18 protein-coding genes are annotated in these 19,497 nt (G+C 43.3%); 16 read left to right on the forward strand and 2 right to left on the reverse strand.

Annotation, left to right across the window (positions count from 1 at the left end; genetic code table 11):
• Window positions 1-4 precede the first annotated feature (4 nt).
• The 12 genes from J4N23_RS16700 to J4N23_RS16755 all read left to right on the forward strand — a co-directional run bounded on the left by J4N23_RS16700 (window position 5) and on the right by J4N23_RS16755 (window position 11,092).
• Window positions 5-2,479: a TraG family conjugative transposon ATPase gene (locus J4N23_RS16700; RefSeq protein WP_207428912.1), complete on the forward strand. Its 2,475-nt coding sequence runs from the start codon at window positions 5-7 to the stop codon at window positions 2,477-2,479.
• A 6-nt stretch (window positions 2,480-2,485) separates the two neighbouring features.
• Window positions 2,486-3,178: a conjugal transfer protein TraI gene (locus tag J4N23_RS16705; RefSeq protein ID WP_207428913.1), complete on the forward strand. Its 693-nt coding sequence runs from the start codon at window positions 2,486-2,488 to the stop codon at window positions 3,176-3,178.
• A 43-nt stretch (window positions 3,179-3,221) separates the two neighbouring features.
• Window positions 3,222-3,809: a hypothetical protein gene (locus tag J4N23_RS16710; RefSeq protein WP_207428914.1), complete on the forward strand. Its 588-nt coding sequence runs from the start codon at window positions 3,222-3,224 to the stop codon at window positions 3,807-3,809.
• 7 nt (window positions 3,810-3,816) lie between these two features.
• Window positions 3,817-4,440 (forward strand): TerB family tellurite resistance protein, encoded by a 624-nt coding sequence (locus J4N23_RS16715; protein ID WP_207428916.1) that lies wholly within the window; start codon window positions 3,817-3,819, stop codon window positions 4,438-4,440.
• A gap of 9 nt (window positions 4,441-4,449) precedes the next feature.
• The gene (gene traJ / locus J4N23_RS16720; protein WP_207428918.1) at window positions 4,450-5,658 is read left to right on the forward strand and encodes a conjugative transposon protein TraJ; all 1,209 of its coding nucleotides are present in this window, start codon (window positions 4,450-4,452) and stop codon (window positions 5,656-5,658) included.
• Window positions 5,659-5,677: 19 nt separating this feature from the next.
• Entirely contained in the window at window positions 5,678-6,295 is a 618-nt protein-coding gene (traK, locus tag J4N23_RS16725) for a conjugative transposon protein TraK (protein ID WP_207428920.1), read from the forward strand.
• Between the two features lie 2 nt (window positions 6,296-6,297).
• Window positions 6,298-6,522: a hypothetical protein gene (locus J4N23_RS16730; protein WP_207428922.1), complete on the forward strand. Its 225-nt coding sequence runs from the start codon at window positions 6,298-6,300 to the stop codon at window positions 6,520-6,522.
• Between the two features lie 23 nt (window positions 6,523-6,545).
• A complete protein-coding gene (gene traM, locus J4N23_RS16735; RefSeq protein WP_207428924.1) occupies window positions 6,546-7,709 on the forward strand; it encodes a conjugative transposon protein TraM in 1,164 nt (387 codons plus the stop codon).
• 10 nt (window positions 7,710-7,719) lie between these two features.
• On the forward strand, window positions 7,720-8,505 hold the full coding sequence (locus J4N23_RS16740) for a DUF4138 domain-containing protein (RefSeq protein ID WP_207428926.1): 786 nt from the start codon (window positions 7,720-7,722) through the stop codon (window positions 8,503-8,505).
• Between the two features lie 3 nt (window positions 8,506-8,508).
• On the forward strand, window positions 8,509-9,594 hold the full coding sequence (locus tag J4N23_RS16745) for a hypothetical protein (RefSeq protein ID WP_207428927.1): 1,086 nt from the start codon (window positions 8,509-8,511) through the stop codon (window positions 9,592-9,594).
• A 90-nt stretch (window positions 9,595-9,684) separates the two neighbouring features.
• The gene (locus J4N23_RS16750; protein WP_207428928.1) at window positions 9,685-10,203 is read left to right on the forward strand and encodes a hypothetical protein; all 519 of its coding nucleotides are present in this window, start codon (window positions 9,685-9,687) and stop codon (window positions 10,201-10,203) included.
• A gap of 556 nt (window positions 10,204-10,759) precedes the next feature.
• Window positions 10,760-11,092 (forward strand): hypothetical protein, encoded by a 333-nt coding sequence (locus tag J4N23_RS16755; RefSeq protein ID WP_207428929.1) that lies wholly within the window; start codon window positions 10,760-10,762, stop codon window positions 11,090-11,092.
• Between the two features lie 2 nt (window positions 11,093-11,094).
• On the opposite strand, the gene ligD is transcribed toward J4N23_RS16755, so the two are convergent.
• Both ligD and J4N23_RS16765 read right to left on the reverse strand, forming a co-directional pair.
• Window positions 11,095-13,752, reverse strand: a complete 2,658-nt coding sequence (gene ligD, locus J4N23_RS16760; RefSeq protein ID WP_207428930.1) for a DNA ligase D — start codon at window positions 13,750-13,752, stop codon at window positions 11,095-11,097.
• Window positions 13,753-13,816: 64 nt separating this feature from the next.
• Window positions 13,817-14,026 (reverse strand): DUF3606 domain-containing protein, encoded by a 210-nt coding sequence (locus tag J4N23_RS16765; RefSeq protein ID WP_207428931.1) that lies wholly within the window; start codon window positions 14,024-14,026, stop codon window positions 13,817-13,819.
• A 430-nt stretch (window positions 14,027-14,456) separates the two neighbouring features.
• On the opposite strand from J4N23_RS16765, the gene J4N23_RS16770 reads away from it, so the two are divergent.
• The 4 genes from J4N23_RS16770 (at window position 14,457) to J4N23_RS16785 (ending at window position 19,496) form a co-directional block, all read left to right on the forward strand.
• The gene (locus J4N23_RS16770; protein WP_207428932.1) at window positions 14,457-15,914 is read left to right on the forward strand and encodes a glycosyl hydrolase; all 1,458 of its coding nucleotides are present in this window, start codon (window positions 14,457-14,459) and stop codon (window positions 15,912-15,914) included.
• 366 nt (window positions 15,915-16,280) lie between these two features.
• Window positions 16,281-17,327 (forward strand): 6-phosphofructokinase, encoded by a 1,047-nt coding sequence (gene pfkA / locus J4N23_RS16775; protein WP_207428934.1) that lies wholly within the window; start codon window positions 16,281-16,283, stop codon window positions 17,325-17,327.
• A gap of 73 nt (window positions 17,328-17,400) precedes the next feature.
• Entirely contained in the window at window positions 17,401-18,147 is a 747-nt protein-coding gene (locus J4N23_RS16780) for a mannonate dehydratase (RefSeq protein ID WP_207428935.1), read from the forward strand.
• Between the two features lie 221 nt (window positions 18,148-18,368).
• A complete protein-coding gene (locus J4N23_RS16785) occupies window positions 18,369-19,496 on the forward strand; it encodes a glycoside hydrolase family 26 protein (RefSeq protein WP_207428936.1) in 1,128 nt (375 codons plus the stop codon).
• Window position 19,497: the final 1 nt, after the last annotated feature.

The raw sequence follows: 19,497 nt of genomic DNA on the forward strand, positions 1-19,497 counted from the left end.
ACTTATGGCAAATGCAATCGAAATAGAGAAAATGCTGCCGATTTATAAGGTAGAGAATAATTCTATCCTTTCCATGTTCGGCGATATAACCATTGCTTACAAAATCACGCTACCGGAAATTTTCACTCTCTCTGTCAATGAGTATGAAGCATTTCACCAGGCCTGGGTAAAAGCTATCAAAGTACTGCCAAAACACAGTTGTTTCCATAAGCAGGACTGGTTTATGGCAGATAATTACAAAGCAAATTTCATCGATGGATCCGGCACCTCCAGCTTTTTATCCGGAGCAAGCGAACGCTTTTTTAACGAGAGGCCCTATTTGAACCACCAGTGCTATGTCTTTTTATCAAAGAAACCAGAAGGACGACGCCTGGCAAGCTCAGCTTTCTCAAACTTGTTCAGGCGTTCTGTGGTCCCGTCTCAGTCTTTAGATAAGTATTTCGTAGACGAATTTTCAGATAAAGCTAACCAGTTTGAACGCATACTTGCAGACAGCGGGTTCATTGAAATCAAGCGTTTAAATGCAGATGATTTGGTGGGTACAAAAGAGAAGGCGGGCATTTTGGAACGCTATTGTTTTCTACTTCAGGCGGAATCACTTCCATCTATCAGTGACATTCATCTTAAGGATGAAATCCGAATTGGTGACCGCTATTGTCACCTATATACTTTATCGGACACAGAAGCAATGCCGGCGCTTTGCGGTTCCCGAATTAACTATGATAAATATAGTACTGACAGAACGAAATGTAGTATCGGATTTGCATCTCCTTTAGGCCAGCTGCTCAACTGTAACCACATTTTTAATCAATACATTTTTATCGATGACGCTGTAAAAACAATGAAGCAACTCGAAGCTAAACGTCTTCGTCTGCAATCATTATCCGCTTATTCACGTGAAAATGCAATCAGCAGAGATGCAACGCAAGACTTTCTGAACGAAGCAATCAGTCAGCAGCGGCTTCCTGTGAAAGCTCATTTTAATATTCTTGCCTGGTCGGAAAATGTCGATGACAAGAAAGAGTTGACCACGCTCGTCTCTTCGGCAATGGCCCAAATTGATGCTACCGCTAAACGGGAAACAGATGGAGCACCGCAGATATGGTGGGCGGGCTTACCTGGAAATGAAGCAGACTTTCCAATGAACGATACATTCGACACGTTCGCGGAACAGGCCTGCTGCTTTCTTAATCTCGAAACCAATTATAAAACTTCTATCAGTCCGTTTGGAATTCGCCTGGGAGATCGATTGACAGGAAGACCGGTCCACGTGGATATTTCCGATGAACCGATGAGGCTTGGAATCTCCACCAATCGTAATAAGTTTATCCTTGGGCCCTCAGGTTCCGGCAAGTCTTTTTTTACCAATCATATGGTGAGAAGCTATTACGAGCAGGGAACCCATATCGTGTTGGTTGACGTCGGCCACAGTTATAAAGGCTTGTGTGAAATGGTGGGAGGATACTACTTCACCTACGACGAAGCAAATCCGATCAGGTTCAATCCGTTCTACATCAGCAAAGGAGACACGCTCGATACCGAAAAAAAGGAAAGTCTAAAAAGCTTAATACTCGCCCTGTGGAAGAAAGAAGATGAAGTACTGGAAAGGCCTGAGTATGTTGCCTTATCGAATGCTATTCAGGGATACTATGAAAAGCTAAGATGCGACAACGAGATTTTCCCTTGCTTCAATACCTTCTATGATTATCTCAGGACTGAGTTTTCTGCTCAACTGAAAGCAGACAACGTAAAGGAAAAGCATTTCGACCTGGATAATCTGCTGTATGTTTTGAAGCCTTTCTACAAGGATGGAGAGTTCGGCTACCTTTTGAATGCGACCGAAAATCTTGAACTTTTAAATGAGCGATTCATCGTCTTTGAACTGGATAACATCAAAGACCATCCAATCCTCTTTCCTGTTGTCACCCTTATTATCATGGAGACTTTTATCAGTAAGATGAGAAAACTGAAGGGAATTCGAAAGATGATACTGATTGAGGAAGCATGGAAAGCCATCGCAAAAGAAGGTATGGCCGAATACATCAAATACCTCTTCAAGACGGTCAGGAAGTTTTTCGGCGAAGCAGTGGTGGTTACGCAGGAGGTAGAAGATATCATCAGCTCGCCGGTTGTGAAAGAGACCATCATTAATAACTCGGACTGCAAAATCCTCCTGGACCAATCGAAATATCAGAACAAGTTCGACCTCATTCAGGATTTACTCGGACTGACCGAGAAGGAGAAAGTCCAGATTCTTTCAATCAACAAAGCAAATGATCCGCAGAGAAAGTACAAGGAGGTTTTTATCAGCCTTGGAGGACAGCTTAGCAAAGTCTATCGAACGGAGGTAAGCCCGGAGGAATATCTCGCATATACTACCGAGGAGAGTGAAAAACTCAAAGTCCAGCAATACACCCAAAAGTATGGCAGCATTCAAAAAGGAATAGTTGCACTGGCAAGGGATTTACAAACTAAATAAGTTACCATGAAGAAACTAATGATTCTGATGCCAGCCAGTATGATTGTGCTGATGGTGTCTATGCCTGTGGGACATGCAAATGCACAGGTAGCAATTTTAGAAGTCATAAAAGCTGGGGTAAAAAAGGTTATCAGAGCCGTAGATCTGAAGATTCAACGGATGCAGAACGAGACCATCTGGCTGCAAAATGCGCAGAAGGTGATGGAAAATCAGCTTTCTAAATTGAAGCTCACCGAAATCTCACAATGGACAGAGCGGCAAAGGGAGCTCTACAGTAAGTACTATACAGACCTATGGAAGGTGAAATCTGCAATATCATACTACCAGCGAATTAAAGAAATCACGACAAAACAGCTCTTTCTAGTGGAGGAGTATAAGAAAGCCTGGTACCTGGCCAGACAGGACAAAAATTTTAAGCCGGAGGAATTGGACTATATGTATGATGTTTACACCGGGATTCTTAATGAAAGCGCCAAAAACCTTGACCAGATCCTTTTGATAATAAACTCTTTCAAGACTCAGATGACTGATGCTAAAAGACTGGAGCTGATAAATGAGGCTGCCGATCGGATCGACGAAAATTACACCGACCTGAAGCAATTCAATACAAACAATATCCTAATGAGCTTGCAGCGGGCAAAAGGGCAAAAGCAAATTCAGGAGGTTCAAAGATTGTATGGACTGCAAATTTCTAACTGATATGAGAGTCTCAATAATCCTCCTTCTTATACTTCTTTCCTCAATGGCTAAAGCTCAAACTTGGGATGAGTTCTTCAGACAGAAAGAGACACAAAAGAAATACCTGTTACAGCAACTAGCAGCCTTAAAACTGTATGCGGACCATTTGAGCAAGGGCTACGAGATCGCCGACAAAGGATTGAAAACCATCGAAGGATTCACAAAAGGAGAATTCGACCTGCACTCGGCATTTTTCGAATCCTTGAAAGTTGTGAAACCTGCAGTAGCGAACAATAAAAACATCCGGGAAATTCTTACCTGGCAAGCAGTGATTATCAAGGGGTATAATTCCCTTAACAGGGAGGCTATAAAGTCGGGCAATGACAAAAGCTATATCGAAAGCGTACGGTCTAAAGTCCTTTCAGACTGCGCTAGGGACGTAGAGGATCTATTGGCGGTGATAAGCTCAGGAGAACTGGAAATGAAAGACGACGAACGATTGAAACGTATTGATAAGCTTCATTCAGACATGCGTGACAAATACCAGTTCACTGAATCTTTCATAAGGCAGATAAAAGTGCTGAATCTGCAGAGGGAGCAGGAAAAACAGAATAGTACAGTTTCCAAGAAGATCTACGGAATAACAAATTAAACTTATCATGAAAGCGATATTGATAGTCATTGCTATAGCAGCAAGTTTTACTGCAAAGGCACAATCAGTCGAAGTGCAGCAATTATTACTCAACTACGAGAAGCTGACGCAGCTAAAGAATATCCTGACAGACATGAAGAAAGGTTATGAGATAGTCAGCAAAGGCTATACTGCCATCAAGGATATTTCGGAGGGGAATTTCAATCTGCACGATGCTTTTATAAGTCGCCTGCTGGCTGTAAATCCTGCTATCAAGAATTATAAGCGTGTGCCGGATATCATCAATCACCAAAAGAATATTGTAAAGGAATACCGTCAGGCCTTTAACCAGTTCAAAAACAGCGGAACATTTAGCTCGTCAGAGATTAACTATCTGGGAGACGTATATGCCAACCTGTTTAATCAGACCCTGCAAAATCTGGATGAGCTTGCTACCGTTATTACCGCCTCAAAACTTAGCATGAGCGATGATGAACGATTAGAAGCAATCGACCGAATCTTTGCTGATACAGAAGATAAGCTCCAATTCCTCCGGGACTTCAATAGGAAGACGAATATTCTGGTGATTCAAAGAACCAGAGAAAAGCAGGATATCGCGACAAGCAAAAAGCTCTATCAGATAAATCAATAAGCTGACATTATGAAAACGTTGAAAATTTTAATCATCATTTTGATGATTACAGGGATGGCTTTGCCTCAAAAGTCCTTTGGTCAAGGTACAGCGACCGATATCCAGGGCCTGCAATCTGTGCTGGATCAGGTGTACGACGATATGATTCCCCTTTGTAGTAAACTCATTGGTGTCGCCCGAGGAATAGCCGGATTTGCGGCGCTATGGTACATCGGAGCCAGAGTATGGAGGCAAATCGCAGCTGCGGAGCCAATCGACTTCTACCCGCTGCTCCGACCCTTTGCTCTGGGAATGGCGGTAATACTTTTCCCTGCGGTACTATCAATGATGAATGGCGTTCTCCGACCTATTGTATCCGCTACCGGTGGTATGGTTAAAGATTCCAATAAAGCGATTGCTGCTCTACTAAAGAAAAAAGCGGATGCGATTAAGAATAGCGACACCTGGAAAATGTATGTGGGTGAAGACGGCTCTGGCGACCGCGATAAGTGGTACAAGTACACCCATCCCGATAACTCCGGTGAGGAGGAAGGAGTGTTCGAAAGCATTGGCAACGACATCAGGTTCTGGATGGATAAGCAGTCTTACAATTTCAGAAACTCCATCAAGCAGTGGATGAGCGAAGTCCTGCAAGTTTTATACGAAGCCGCCGCTCTATGCATAAATACAATAAGAACTTTTTATCTCATTGTACTGGCAATCCTCGGGCCTCTGGTTTTTGGGTTCGCAGTGTATGATGGATTCCAGCATACGCTAACGGTTTGGATCGCCCGATACGTGAATGTTTTCCTTTGGCTGCCGGTATCCAATATCTTCGGTTCCATTCTCGGGAAAATTCAGGAAAACATGCTGAAGCTGGATATTTCACAGGTTGAAGGCTCCGGCGATACATTCTTCAGCTCGACCGATACGGCCTACCTGATTTTTATGGTCATTGGAATCATAGGCTATTTCACAGTCCCGAGTATAGCCAACTATATAGTTCATGCAGGCGGAGGAAATGCACTTCTTCAAAAAGTAAACAGCCTGGTCAGCAATACCACTAACAGTGTACTATCAACCGCAAGCTCTGGTTCTGGAATGATAGCAGATACTCTTGGAGATCAAAGAGGAAGGATGACACAGGGAACGGCAGCCTTTTCAAATTCATCCGGGTATTTCCAGAACGGGAAAGACAATTCCTCAAAATTCCAGCACGATAAGCTTTCAGGAAATTAACCTCTAAAACATCAATACCATGTTTCAACAACTCAAAAATATCGATACAGCGTTCCGACACGTCAGGACCTTCAGTATCATAATGGTTTTAGTCTGCATGCTTATTGCAGGCTTCTCCCTTGTAAAAAGCTATCAGGCAATTTCGACAGCTCAAAGCCGGATCTACATTCTGGCCAACGGAAAAATTCTGGAAGCGATTGCAGCGGAAAGAAAGGATAATATTCAGGTAGAAGCGAAAGATCACGTGAAAACTTTCCATGAGTATTTCTTTTCTCTCGACCCGGACGATAAAGTGATAGAAGGAAACATAAGTAAGGCGATATACCTTGCCGACGGCTCTGCTAAGTCTCAATACGATAATCTGAAGGAGAACGGCTATTATTCCAACTTAATTTCCGCCAATATCAGCCAGGAGATCCAGGTAGACAGTGTCCAGTTGGATGTCAATCAGTACCCTTATTTCTTCCGGTGTTTCGCTACTCAAAAACTGATCAGAGCCACATCTACTGCTACAAGAATTCTGATCACGGAAGGATTTCTCAGAAACGTCACCAGATCCGATAACAATCCGCATGGATTTCTCATCGAGCGCTGGAAGACGATAAATAACAGGGATACTACCGCTCAAAACCAGTAGTCATGCTATTTGTGAAAAACCTTAATGACCAAAAGCTAAGCCGCAAGCAGGAAGACCTGGCTCAAAGAATCGCTGAAAAGATTATTAAACTTCAACTTTCGATAGCCGGATGGCTGAATGTTAAAACAGCAAATTTCTCGAAAGTTCAGAAAGAAATTTTCCTGCTTGTTATCAGCGCCTTTTTTGGCGCCATAAGCTTGTATCTCATCTTCCATTCAATCCAATAATTAATCATTTAAAATCAATAGCTATGAAAAAGCAACTATCGGCGGAAACGCTAAGGAAACGGAAATTTTTAATGGTGTTGCCACTACTGGTATTTCCCTTTATGACGATGGCCTTCTGGGCATTAGGAGGAGGAAAAGGAATGCCTGACAAAGACCTGGCGAAGCAGTCAAAAGAAGGATTTAACACGGATCTTCCGGATGCAAAGTTCAACCTGGAGGAGAAGAATGATAAATTCAGCATCTACCAGATTTCAGCGAGAGAGTCGGCAAACGCTGATGAAGAATCAGTTTTTAAAGGGCTTGCGTTTCCCGAAGACGCAGGCGCGGTTGATCCCAACGAACAGAAGATCAACGAAAAGCTGGCACAAATCACCACTGAATTGAACCGAACTACACAATCGTCGGGAGAACCTTACTCCACAACTCGCATCGCTGCCAATCAACAAGCTTCCAATATGGGTGCAGACGTAAACCGGCTTGAAAACTTAATGCAAAGCTTACAGGAAGGGAATGAGGATGATAAGGAAATGGCTCAACTAAACTCTATACTCGAAAAGGTACTTGAAATTCAAAATCCATCAAGGGTGCGAGAAAAACAAAAGGAGAATTTAATGGAGAGATCAACCGGAACTTTTTCTGTTCATGTAGCAGACGGCCAGGAGGAGAAACAAGGTCTGTATGCTCTGGCCCGAAATATTAATGCCCAATATGCGGAAATCAGCGGAAACGCCATTGGAGCAACCATTCACCAGGATCAGGAAATTGTAGCCGGTTCTGTAATAAAATTGCGTTTGCTGGACAGCATTTACGTTAGAGGTACGCTAATTCCGAGAAACGAGTTTGTTTACGGGATTGCTTCTATTGATGATGAGCGTTTAAAGATCGATATCCCCACTCTCCGCTATAAAAATTCCATTCTTCCGGTCTCTCTTTCTGCCTTTGATCTTGACGGGCTGGAAGGTCTATACATTCCGGGAGCAATAACGCGTGATGCATCGAAAAAGGGAGTCGAGGAAGCAGTGCAAAGTTTGCAGATCATGACAATGGATCCCTCTGTATCTGCACAGGTAGCCGGTGCAGGAGTTCAAGCCGCAAAAGGTTTGTTCAGTCGCAAAGTCAAACAGGTACGAGTGAAGTTGAAGGCGGGATATCAGCTGCTCCTCAGAGATAATAGTCAACGAAACTAATTCATCAGCTATGAAAACATTCAAATCACTAATAATGCTGACATTGATCTGCATAGCGAATCTAGTCAGCGCTCAGGATACTGTTTATGTCAGCCACAATAAAACAACTGCAATAGAATTTCCTGCGAGGATTGCCAACCCGGTAAACGCCGGTCGTCATCTCATTGCTGCTGTTAAAGGTGATAATGTGCTTACTGTTAAAGCCTCAAAAGGCTTTCTCCCCTCCCAGATTCGTATAACAACAGAAGACGGGGAAGATTATCATTTCCCCGTCGCCTTCTCTTATGGCCGGGCTGGTCGGTTTTATCGTTTGGCTAACAGCCAGGAAACTGTAGCAGCAGATGCCCGACGGGAAACGCCAGAAGAAGAAGTCAGCTCAAAACTAGCATCAGGTAGAGTCCGAAATGTAGTGAGCAGCGACAGAAAGAGCAGAGTAAAAGCCGAACTCGGACAGATATCAGTGTTGGGAAATACTCTCTTTTATAAACTAAAAATCGAGAACAATTCCAGCATTAACTATGATCTCGATTTCGTCCGCTTCTACGTCCGGGATCTCAAAACCACGAAAAGGACAGTTACCCAGGAGCGGGAAATCTATCCAACGCAAGCCATTGGAGAATCAAAAAATACTATCACAGCCGGAGGCTCGGGACTTTATGTATTCACCTTCGACAAGTTTCCACTTGCGAAAGGCCAGGCACTATTCACGGAGATTTACGAAAAGAACGGAGCCCGAAATTTGTACTTAAAAGTGAAAGCAAAGGAAAATGGTAAGGCGCGATTAATAAAGCAATAGAAGATGGAATTCGATCATGAAAACGCTGCTAATCTGCGCGACTATTTTGAAAGTGAGTACTCGCAGGGGAAAAAGTGGTTTGCATACGCCCCCGACTCAGTCATTAAGGGAAAGTGGGATGTAAACTGCTTTTCCAGCCATCTGGATGCCCTGCAGTATGCTCATGATAATACCTCCGCCTGGGAGATAATAGAAACCGGGTATGTGTCAGACGCTATCTATCACCTGAAAAAAATTTTAGATGTCAAACCAGCGCAGCATGAGGATAAAGACATTCAATACTCAAAATCAATAACATCTATGAATACGCAAAATTTAGAATTCCTTCAATCCAGCTTAAAGTATTTTGGATTCGGAGACAAACTTAACGAGGAGCTGAAGAAAAACATTGAACAACAAAAAGGAGAATTCCAGCTCCAGCTGCAGATTCCTCATTTCAATAACAAGATGAATTACACCCTCCATTTCAAAAAATCTGATTCCACAGAAATGTATTTCTTCAACCGAATGGATGCTAAACTGCAGAACGGAAAACCGGAGGAAGAAAAAAGCCAATCCTTTTATGTGAATAAAGGGAACGGCATTACAGCAAAGGAGGCGTTTAATCTCTTGGAAGGCCGATCCGTTTTCAAAGACCTCATGAACAAAGAGGGGCAAAAGTACAGCGCATGGCTCAAACTGGATTTTGAGAATGCGGATGATAAAGGCAATCACAAATTAAAACAGTTCAACGAGCATTACGGCTACGATCTGGAAAAGACCTTGGGTAATTTTCCTATTAAGGAACTTGCTGATCCCGAACAAAAGAAACAACTCCTGGAGTCCCTCGAAAAAGGAAATGTGCAGCAAGTGACGATGAAGCAGGGTGAAAAAGAGCTGAAGTTCTTCATCGAAGCCGTCCCGCAATTCAAGAACATAAACGTTTACGATCAGAAGATGCATTCTGTAAGAAGGCAGAACGTTCAGATTTACGGAAAGTCTGAATCAACCGGAGAAAAAGCCTCTCAAAAGCAAGCCCAAAAGAAGGATGCCGACCCGGAGCAGCCGAAGCAAAAGCAATCGCGTAAGCGAAAATTGTCTTTGTCGTAATCCAGGAGCCCGAGAGGGCTTCTTTAATTTTCATGCATTTTTTAATAAAAGCACAATTCTATATCTTAGTTATTCCATAAACCTACTTATATGAAAAATATTCTAACCTGCTTACTACCAATCTTTATAATTGTATCCTGCTCATCGGAAAAGTTAGATCGTGAGAAAGCCTTGAAACTCTTGCAAGAGAGCCATCAATCCCAGTCTGCTACCTACAATATATTTGTTTCAGACCCTATGTACGCTAAAAGAATGCTTGATGCGGGATTGGAGAGCGAAGGTCTTTTAACTGTCCAACGGACGCAAAGTTTAGGGGATGCGGGAAAACCGCTGATCACGTTCACGGAAAGAGGAAAGACGTACCTGGTCCCGCAAACAGAAGAGGATAAAAAAGATAATATACAAAGGGTTAAAATAGCTGATGAGGCTATAGAAGAAGTTACCGGTATACAGATGTCAGATGGTGATAAAAAGGCTGTGGTGGAATATACGACCTCTTATAAGAACGTTACTCCGTTTGCGAAGCTGTCAAAAAGGAAGCTGGATGAAAAGGGCAGCCATAAGGCTAATTTTGTGTTGTATGATGACGGGTGGAGAATGCAGAAATAATATAAGCGCCATCATTTTCCGCAGTCCTAACTTATCTTTTTTGAAAGGAAATTAAGAATCACAAAATTCAAGTCAAGATAAAAATCACCCCTCGAAACTTCATTTTGGCTTTTGCTGAGGCAAAGTTATACCTCTTCAGCGAGCAAGGCCGTGCCCTTCAGGTTTCAACAAAAAAATCTCCAAACCTCCGCTTCGCTCCGGTTAGTATTTTTTTGCCGCAAAGCCTTGCCTCGCTCGCCCGCGCTCAAATATTTTGCCTCTATCGCAGCCAAATGAGGCAATCTGCCGAAGTGATCTAATAAGGAAAAATTTAACAATTTTGTTGCTTGTCTGTGAGAAGAAGCGCGTTCTAGATTCAAAAAAGAGGGCAACTTTACCTAGTATCAACTTTCAATTGATGCATCATCAAAGTTTCACCCGGTCTAGAGTCTTAACCAACTTAACCGGGAGAGTTGGACGAATTGAATCACGTGAGATCTTGAAGCGATATCAACCCTGATTAACACATCAAAACAATCCATACTTATCTGATATTTCAGTTATAAACTAAGTTCAAATGGTCGACGTAGGATACGTAATAGGTAAAATAAGCGAAAGGATACCAGAGGCAGCGAGCCAGGAATTAAACGAGGCTGCAAACGGTGCAACCCCTCCAATAACGCCCGCGGTTAAATCTGCTTTTATTGAAATTATCCGAGAGTTAAGTAACGAGGAGTTCGACCGTTTTCTTCAATACTTACTTCATATGGAACACCACATCACAACCACCAGTTCCTTTTACGGTACAGATGAGCCAGAAAAACTTCCGGAGGAGATAAGACAAAAGCTAATAAAGCTCGAATTTATTCAGAACGTGCGAGGTTGGTCCTTCTCAACATCAAAGGATTGATTTTAGAAAGAATCATGCAAAAGAACTCGCAGACGGTCGTTGTTTAATGCTATTACCTTTTGATCAAATAGTCCTGCAAAAAGATCTCCCTTCTGCTTTATTCTTTTTATGATATTTTTCAACGTAAAATCTGCAGGGTTCAGTTTGTAATTTACTTCTTTCCATTCCAAGGGGGTAGAAACTGTGGGCAGGTGATAAGGCCTAACCGAATAGACAGAAGCTATAGTATCAGCGAAGTCGTTCTGACTATCGTCAATATATAGTAGATCACCTCTTTTTTCAACAGATCGCTCACGTGTTGTTATTTCTGGTATGCGCCGCTGGACTTCGTCACAAATACTGCTACCAATTTTTCGCGCCAACCGAAAATCAAACCCCGAACAGGGGATGAAAATATGTAATCCGGTTTTACCGGAGGTTTTAATGAAGCTTGTTATCTTCAGTTCGTTTAATAATTCTCTGGTAACTAATCCAGTTTCGACGGCTTTCGCGAAGTCCTCGTCTGAGGGATCCAAATCAATCGTTATGTAATCCGGATACTCAGGGTTTATAGATGTAGATGACCAGGGATTTAAGTCAATAGCGCCAAGGTTGATTGCATATAAAAGAGTGGCGGTGTTATTGCAAATGAGGTAGTCAATTGTACTTCTTTTCCCTCTTTTTTTATGCTTTCGTTCAGTACAAAAGATTTCTGCAAACTCAGGTTGCCGGCCTTCCATGTCCTTAATGTACACCCCGGGGGCAGTTGGAGCGATATGCTTCAGGTACAAAGAAAGAGGTCGGTTTCTTAGATACGGCAAAATATAAGTCGATATCGATGCATAGTAGCTCAAAAGATCTGCCTTGCGGACACCCTCGTCTTTCCATAGAACTTTAGCAAGGTTGTGAACTGTGACAGGCACTCCCTCCACCGGCAGGTCATGTTGATCCTCGATCTCCATCTTATCCAGCTTTTTCCAGTTGCTGTCTTCATTCAGGTACAGGTGTTCTTCCGAAGAGGTGGGTGTATTTTGAGCGGTTTCTATGTCTTTAACCGAAGTTTTGTCTGTGCTCAGCTCTTCCTGCGGAATCTCCCGTACAACCGATCTTGGATCCTTATCCTGCCGAAAGCCAAGAAAAGTCGCGGGCTTTCGAATCCTTCCTGATTTCGTCCAGGTAGCAAAGGCAAAGTTGGCTACGAGCTCTGGTTTTACATAATGGATAGTGGCCCCTTTGGTATCGAGGACGGGATTGATAAAAGGAGAGTGAGGCACTTCAATTGCTTTTAGCATCTTCAATATGGCAGGCATATCTTTCTCTTTGTAGCCTCCTCCAGAACGACCTATCCACTCTAATCCACCGTCTTTATTATAAGCGCCAAAAAGCAAGGACCGGAACAAGCGTCCTTTCTCCGACTCTGCCCAGCCTCCGATAACAAACTCCTGTCGCTTTTGCGTGGGCACCTTCAACCAGTTTTCTCCGCGCTCCCCCGGTATATACGGACTGTGCTTTCGTTTGGCGATGATCCCTTCCCAGCCTTTTTCCAGCATCTCCTGGTAGAGCATCTCGCCATACTCATACGATTTGCTGAACCGCAAGATCTGGTTACCATTCAAAAGCGCCTCCAAAAGCGCCTTTCTTTGTATCAAAGGTAAATCCATCAGGTTGTGGCCGTCCATCCAAAGGAGGTCAAATACACAGTAGTAGATCGGGCGAGTATCCCCGTTGTACAATTGCAGCGCATCAAAATCCGGTGCGCCTTCTTCGTTGAATACCACCATTTCTCCGTCTAATATCACCTCATGTCCTAGATCCTCCAATGCCTGCACAACAACAGGATACTTTTTTGTATAGTCTAAATTACTTCGCGACCCCAGGCGTACCCTACCATCTTTTACGTAGCTGATGATTCGATAGCCGTCCCACTTGACTTCATATAAAAACTCTGAACGATTTTCGACCTCCCGGTTCAGCGTCGCTAGCATTGGTTTAATAGCCCCCGGAAAAGTGGGTTCAGAGCTGCTGTCATTACTGATTGAACCTGTTTTCTTCTTACTCCCGGGGGGCTTTGCCTTGCTCCGGTTGCTTTGCCACGCCGGAGCACTTATATTCTCCGCCATTTCTTCAATGCTAAGTCCCGAAACCACCGATTTGTCCTTGTCTCTAACGTCTTTGTCGGAAGCGTGCTTATCCTTTACCTTCGATAGCAGCCAAGCGTTTTCTCCCTTTTCCCTGTTTCTGACGAGCAAGAATTCCCCTTTAAGTTTTTTGCCCTTCAGAACGATGTGCAGACTGTTTTTATAATAGTGGGAGAGGAGCCAGTGTTCCTGCTCCTTTTTCCCTTTGATCTTTTCGGCCGGTTCATAGGTTCCCTGGTCCCAGATGATGGCGGTCCCACCCCCGTACTGGCCTTCCGGAATGCTACCTTCGAAGTCCTTGTAATCGAAGGGATGGTCTTCGACCTCTTGTGCCAACCGATGATCGCTGGGATTTAAAGAAGGGCCTTTTGGGATCGCCCAGCTCTTCAAAATGCCTCTCAGCTCCAGACGGAAATCATAATGAAGGTGCGATGCCGCGTGCTTTTGTACCACAAATACAAGCTTGTCTGAGTCGCTTTTGCCACCAGTGGGCTCTGAACTTTTACTCAAATCACGTTTCTGCTTGTACTTGTCAAGTGCCATATTTCAATCAAAAAGCCTGCTGAGCGGGCAGCAGGCGAGTACATCCCTGTTAGGGTAAATCACATTATGCCTCCAGGTTCTTCGGTTGCATATATCCAAGCTCGCACAGCGCATCGTGAATCTTTCTTACCACGCTACTGCCTGCTTTATCATGTGCTTCTTTCAATTGCTCCTTCGATATGTTCCATTTATGTGTCCAGTAACGGACTTCATAGTCTTGATGTAAGCTGATCCTGTCTGAATCAGGATTACCTCTCCAATTAGGGTTGTCCATAGTTCTTCTCTTTTAGCCAATAACTTCGCTAACTAAGAATAGTTTTGGTATGACTTTGTTGAGGGGGAAACCTGCCTACCCAGAAGATCTAATAGCTGCAGTTGATCCTTTGAATTTACCCGAATACCTAAATCTAGACATCGATTTTCGAACCGACGTTCTTTTTGTAAACCTATTCTTGCCACGTCCATTTGTTAGTTTCCCCACCAGTTTTACATTCTCAGCGTACTTTCTAAACAAATAGCACCTTTTTCCCCCTCTACTTTTGACCTGACAACCGATTAAAACCGGATTCCAGATTCTCCTATAGAGACCTTTTCCTGGAATTCCAGCAGGTGTAGAATCGCAGCCTTTTATTCAGTTTAAATGCGGTTCATGTCTCATTAGACGCGAAACTAGCCACCAATTAACAACTATAAATTATAACATTATGAAAGTACAAAATCTTAAAAGCCTTCTCCTTGGCTTCCTCTTTTTTCAGATGCTACTCGTAGGTTGTCAAAAGGAAGAAACTTCAGATGCAGAACAATTAAACGAATCAATTTCAGCGAAGCCGGGTGGGGGGACGACAACTCCTCCGCTTTCTGGGCCGATATTAGAGGCTGAGAAAGGGACATTAGCAGGTGGAGCAGTTGCAGTGGCCGATGCTAACCGGTCTGGAGGTTTTTTTGTCGAGCAAAACTCCGGAAGTATATCCTTTCAAGTCAGTATCCCGGCTGATGGATATTACAATGTTTACCTCAATGCTGCCTCACCTCACGGAGAAAAGACCAATATTGTAGCAATTGACGGGGTTTCCTCTAATTTCACTACCCCCTTTAATACTGCTTACGTCGACTATAAAGTCGTCAATTCATTTAAACTCACTGCAGGAACCCATACAATCGCTATCAACAATTCCTGGGGGTATATCCAAGTTGATTTCTTAAGGCTAGAAGAGATTGACCCGGCGAGCCGATTCAATATAAATACCTCCCTGGTAACTGTAGGGGCGACTGCACAAGCTAATAACGTGTATCAATTCCTGCGGAATAACTACGGGAAGAAGATCCTCTCAGGCGTAATGACTTTAAATAGTTTTGATGAGACTAATTGGTTGAAGCAAAACACAGGAAAGGAGCCAGCTATTATGGGCTTAGATTTTATGCATGCTAACCGAGGTTATACATGGTACGATGATCGTACGAGCATTCGTGATGCTAAGACCTGGTGGGATCGGAATGGTATTCCCGTTTATGTTTGGCACTGGAGAGATCCTTCCCGTCAAACTGAAGAATTTTATGCCGATAAAACCACTTTCGATGTTTCGAAGATATTTTCTCCGGGCTCTCCTGAATATAACGCAATGATGAGTGATATAGATCACATCTCGGGGCTCCTTAAAGAGTTACAGAGCCAAAACGTCCCAGTTATCTGGAGGCCTTTGCACGAAGCAGCAGGCGGTTGGTTTTGGTGGGGAGCTAAAGGTCCGGAGGCTTGTAAGAAGCTTTATCAGGTGATGTATGATCGGATGGTGAATTATCACGGGTTGAAGAATATGATCTGGGTTTGGACACGCGAGCCCAACGACGATGCCTGGTACCCCGGGGATAGTTATGTGGATATAGTGGGAAGGGATATTTATAAGCAGGGAGACCATACTTCCCAGTCCATTGAATTCAATAATATGAATGCACTTTACGGTGGCAAAAAAATGGTAGCTATAACAGAGTGCGGTTCAAACCCTGATCCCGATAATTTGGTAGCAGATGCTGCCGGTTGGTCCTGGTTTATGACCTGGTACGGAGATTACACCAGACAACGCACACATAATAGTCTAACTATCTGGAGGAAAATTATGAATCACTCCTATGTTATAACATTGGATGAAATGCCTTCTTTAAAATAACAGTCATCACTCAAATGGTGGTACTGAGTATAGATGACCAAAGACTTTCTGTCGGTTGTGCTCATCACAACCGACTTTTTCTCCTACTGGCGGACTCTTTTGCTTAAGGAGAAATTCCTCCTTCTTTAGAAACTTGAGGCTAATACATTTCTGTCCAATCAAATTGAGCTCAGCTTGGCCCGCTTTGCTAACAATGTAACCTGCTTCTTCAGGAGAATTTAACATTTGCGGCCCTAACTATAAATGATAGCCGCAGTCCTGGAGCATACTTTTGCGCAGGTCTAAAGGGGACAATTGAGAAAATAGTTTTTGTAAAGATGGCAAGCAAAAAGGCCTTGTTCATTAAAGAGGTCCTATTCGTATAAAATGAATTCAATTAATAACCGGAGTGAAGCTGGCAATACCTTTAAGGCTAGGACTCACCGTAACAACGAGAATATTAAGAAAATCGGGGTATTTACCTCTGGCGGTGATGCGCCTGGAATGAACGCCTGTGTAAGGGCAGTAGTTCGGACAAGTATTTATTCAGGGATTGAAGTTGTTGGTATCAGACATGGATATCAGGGGATGATTGATAAAAACTTCATCCACATGGACGCTCGTTCTGTCTGTCATATCATTCAGCAGGGGGGAACAATACTGAAGACTGCTCGCTGTGTAGACTTCAAAACTAAAGAGGGGAGAGCTTTTGCTTTCAAAAATATTAAAGATGCGGGTATCGATGCATTGGTGGCAATAGGAGGGGATGGGACGTTTACAGGTGCGGAATTGTTATCTCGCGAATTTGATATCCCCATTATTGGAATACCAGGAACTATTGATAATGACCTCTTCGGTACAGACTACACCATCGGATATGACACAGCTACAAACACGGTGATTGAGGCCATAGATAAAATTAGAGATACGGCTGCCTCTCACGATCGATTGTTTTTTGTAGAGGTAATGGGTCGGGACTCAGGATGTATTGCCTTGCATGCGGGAATTGCCGGAGGGGCTGAAGCCATCCTACTTCCAGAGAAGGACACTGCGATTGATGAACTGATTGCAAAGCTTGAAGAAGGGGCTACCAGTAACAAAACGTCTAGTATTGTAATTATTGCTGAAGGTGAGAAGAACGGCGGAGCTTATAATATAGCGAGGAGAGTAAAAGATAAATTTGGTTTCTACGACATTAAGGTGACTATTCTAGGCCACTTACAACGCGGGGGTTCCCCAACAAGCTTCGACAGAGTACTAGCTAGTCGGCTTGGCTACGCGGCTGTTAAAGCCCTTATTGCTGGCGAAAGTCGGAAAATGGTGGGGATTCAAGCCAACAAAGTTTGTCTGACAGATATTGAGGAAGCAATCAACAATCATTCAATCAAACTTGAAGATGACTTACTAGTGATGATGGACGTATTATCCATTTAATTTCTAGTTGAATAACCAATACCTACCGACGAGCCTATAAATGTTCCAAGTCGGTAGATTCAAATTTACCACGATGTTAAACGCTGTATATAATATCCCTAATTATCCCTTACATTTTCAGTATGAGGATACTCAAACATCTATTAGTTCTTTGCGACATATTCCTCCCGGAGAGATCTGGTCGTTAGAAGACATTGAAGCAGAATATGAACGGATGCTAAGGGAGGGGCAACAATGGTGCATTGTAGATAACCTGATTGTTCACCAGAGTATAAAGCTAAAAAGTTCGGACTGGGATGATTTTTTATGGAAATATGAACAGAGCCTCGTGAATATTGCAAAAGCGGGCATTAAAACGGTTTGTTACAACTTTACACCTATATTCTACAGGTTAAGGACGCATTTTACATCAGACTTCTCAAATAGGTACTCCTATTCACTCTTTGATTTTGTTGCGTTCAGGGCATTCGACCTGTTTATTTTAGAACGTCCCGAAGCTCGATCAACTTACACGGGATATGAGTGTCATCTAGCTAAATGCTTCTACATGGGCTTGTCCGGCGAGCAAAAAGCAATTCTTACTGAAAATATTCTTAGCTGCGGTCAGACACAAGCCGCCATGACCCTTGAGGAACTTCACGTAGCCCTCGACGAGTTCAAATATATTTCATCAGCAGATTTAATAGCCAACTACCACTTGTTCTTACAGCATATTGGGCCGGTAGCGAAGTCGTTGGGTCTCCATTTCTATTTCAATAGTGATAACCCCTGTCAGAACTTGTTTGGCCTGCCATCTGTAGCAACAGGTGTACTGCAGTAAGACTCTATCTAGCAACCCACTTCTTCGTTTAAGAAGTTTAGAGGTTGTTCTTAATATTTATAATATTTCCTTCTCTGATCGGCTTCGGGAAGGCTCTCTTAACATTTGGATCATTAGTATTAAACGATTTCGCTGTTCCCTTGCTCTATTTTCGTTCAGAAAAATAAGCGAGACTAGGTTTGACTTTAACAGTGAGGGCGGGATGTTTAAGAATTAACACTATGAAATTAAAATACACACTTTTAATTATGGTATTGGCTATTTGGTCAGTACTAAATGCACAGCCTCGTCTTTCAGATCCTGGGGCTACAAAGGAAACAGTTGCGCTGTTCTCGAACTTATTCAAAATCCGGCAAAAGGGTTACCTGCTAGGGCATCAGGATGCCCTGGCTTACGGAGTAAACTGGAAATACCAAAAGGGCAAATCAGATATAAAAGATGTTGTGGGTGATTACCCCAGCTTGTACGGGTGGGAACTGGGACATCTTGAGATCGGCGCAGATTTGAATCTTGACAGCGTACCTTTCGACAAAATGAAGAGCTTCATTAAAAAGGGATACTCACGAGGAGGTGTCATCACACTCAGCTGGCATGGAAATAACCCACTAACGGGTAAGTCAGCCTGGGACGCTGCTCCAGGATCAGTTGCCTCGATCCTCCCCGGAGGAACAAAACATGAAGTATTCTTACAGCAATTAGATAGAGTGGCAGTTTTCTTGTCTGATCTAAAGGGAAAAAAAGGGGAATCCATACCGATCCTCTTCAGGCCTTTCCATGAGCTGACGGGGCACTGGTTTTGGTGGGGAGCAAAAACCTGCACTGCGGAGGAATACATACGCCTGTTTCGATTTACGGTTAACTATTTAAGACAGGATAAGCAACTGCACAATCTGATCATCGTATATAATACGGGTACAGAATTTGGGACCAAAACGGAGTTTCTAGAACGCTACCCGGGAGATGAGTTTGTTGACGTCTTATCATTTGACACTTATCAGCACAGCAGCCAGGCGGTAGACACGGCGTTTGTCACTAAATTAAAGCACTCGTTGTCTGTAATTGACGATGTTGCGAGGGAAAGAAATAAACTTGCAGCAGTTGGAGAGATCGGATTTAATAAAATACCCTATTCCGACTGGTTTACGCAAGTACTTCAGCCCGCTCTTCGGGATCATAAGATGGCCTACGTGCTGCTTTGGAGGAATGCAGGTTATAAACATCAGGACGGGACTACGGAATTTTACGCGCCTTATAAAGGTCATGCTTCCGCCAACAACTTTCTCAGGTACTATAATGCTCCCGAGACTATTTTTCAGAAAGAAGCCAGGACCCTGAAACTCTATAAGTAGT

This window comes from Pedobacter sp. SYSU D00535 (genome assembly GCF_017355855.1).
Taxonomy (GTDB): Bacteria; Bacteroidota; Bacteroidia; order Sphingobacteriales; family Sphingobacteriaceae; genus Desertivirga.